Origin of the sequence: Streptomyces sp. NPDC007205 (assembly GCF_040634095.1) — a bacterium.
Lineage (GTDB): Bacteria > Actinomycetota > Actinomycetes > Streptomycetales > Streptomycetaceae > Streptomyces.
Window position 1 is genome coordinate 1 of the sequence record NZ_JBEYEW010000168.1, and the last position, 1,700, is coordinate 1,700.

The 1,700-nt window shown below is 68.7% G+C and carries 1 protein-coding gene; it reads left to right on the forward strand.

Annotated elements, in window-relative coordinates:
- The first annotated feature begins 76 nt into the window (after nucleotides 1-76).
- Entirely contained in the window at nucleotides 77-1,675 is a 1,599-nt protein-coding gene (locus ABZ624_RS42975) for an ISL3 family transposase (protein WP_360101197.1), read from the forward strand.
- The last annotated feature ends 25 nt before the right edge of the window (nucleotides 1,676-1,700 follow it).

The following is a 1,700-nucleotide window of genomic DNA, read 5'->3' on the forward strand; positions in this document are numbered from 1 at the left end:
GGTTCTGGCCGCAGTTCCGTGAATGCCCAGGTCAGGGGCGGCATGCAGGAACGTTCCTCTGCGGGACATCCTGCGCATGGGGGTCGAATCGCTCGCTGATGTTCTGTTCTCCGGTTTCAATGTGCGGTTGACGCGCGTCACCGAGGCCGCCGAGGGGCTGGTCGTCGAGGCGGTTGCGTGCGGGCCGCCACCACGTTGTCCGGGGTGTAACTCGCAGGCATCGAGGGTGCATTCGTCGTACGAGCGGGGCCTGGCCGGGCTACCGGTGAACGGGCGGAGCCTGACCGTGCGGTTACGGGTCCGGCGGTTCTTCTGCGACCGCGGCCGGTGTCCGAAGCGGACGTTCGTCGAGCAGGTCGCCCAGCTCAGCGAGCGTTACCGCCGCTCGAGCCTCGGACTGAAGCAGTGGCAGCATGCGGTCGCCATCGAGCTCGGTGGTCGTCCCGGTCAACGGCTGTGCCGGCAGCTGCGGCTGAAGGCGGGCCGGACCCGGCTGCTGGGCCTGCTCACGGAGCCGGCCGTCCCCGAACAGCCGCCGCGTGTACTCGGTGTCGACGACTTCGCCTTCCGGAAGGGCAAGCGGTACGGCACGCTGCTGGTCGACGTTGAATCAGGCCGCGTCGTCGACGTCCTGCCCGACCGCGAGTCCGACACCTTCGCCGCCTGGCTCACCGCGCATCCCGGCGCCGAGGTCATTTGCAGGGACCGTGCCACCGCTTACAGCAAGGCGATCAAGGAGGCCGCACCGGACGTCCTGGAGGTCGCCGACCGGTGGCACCTGCTGCAGAACCTCGGTGCAGCCGTGGAGAAGACCTGCCACCAACACCGCTCCTGCCTGCGGAAACACGCAGGTGAGGAGACCGAGACGCCGGTGACAGCGACCGTCACGGTTACCGAGTTGCCGCCCGCAGAGCTGCCTCGCACCCAGATCATCGAGCGGACCCGGCAGCGTCACGCCGACGTCCACCGGCTCGTGAACGCCGGCTGGACCATCAGCGCCATCGCCCGCCGCCTCCACCTGGACCGCAAGACCGTGCGCCGCTTCCGCGACACCGACCTCGACATCCTCCTGGCCTCCGCCCGCGACCGCCGCCCCGCCGGCGTCCTCGCCCCCTTCAAGGCATACGCCACCGCGCGTTTCACCGATACCGGTGGCAGCGTTACCGCACCTCAGGTCCTTGCCGAGATCCGGGCACAGGGCTACCGCGGCAGCGTCCAGGCCATCCGCAAGCACTTCGCCGCCCTCCGTGACGGCACCGCCGAACCCGTCCGCGCGGACATCCCCAGTCCCCGGAAGATCACCTCGTGGATCATGTGCCGCCGGGAAGACCTCCGGCCGAAGGACGAGGAACGACTCCTCCAAGTCCGGCTCGCCTGCCCGGACATCACCCGCGCCTGCGACCTGGCCCGCACCTTCCACGACCTCGTCACTCACCGCCGCGGGCACCTGCTGATGGAATGGATCTGCCAGGCCGAGCAGGACGCCCCCGCACCCGTTCGCGGCTTCGCCGGCTTCCTCCGCCAAGACCTCGATGCCGTCACCGCCGGCCTCACCCTGGAATGGAGCTCCGGCGTCGTCGAGGGCAACGTGAACAGAGTGAAAACGATCAAAAGGAGCATGTACAACCGGGCGTCCTTCCGGCTCCTCCGGATCCGGATACTCACTCGACCATGAGTTTCACGGAACTGCGGCCAGAACC

What these genes read in the sequence shown, in the direction of transcription:
- ABZ624_RS42975 (WP_360101197.1), top strand. Translation starts at nt 77, where the DNA reads ATGGGGGTCGAATCGCTCGCTGATGTTCTGTTCTCCGGTTTCAATGTG.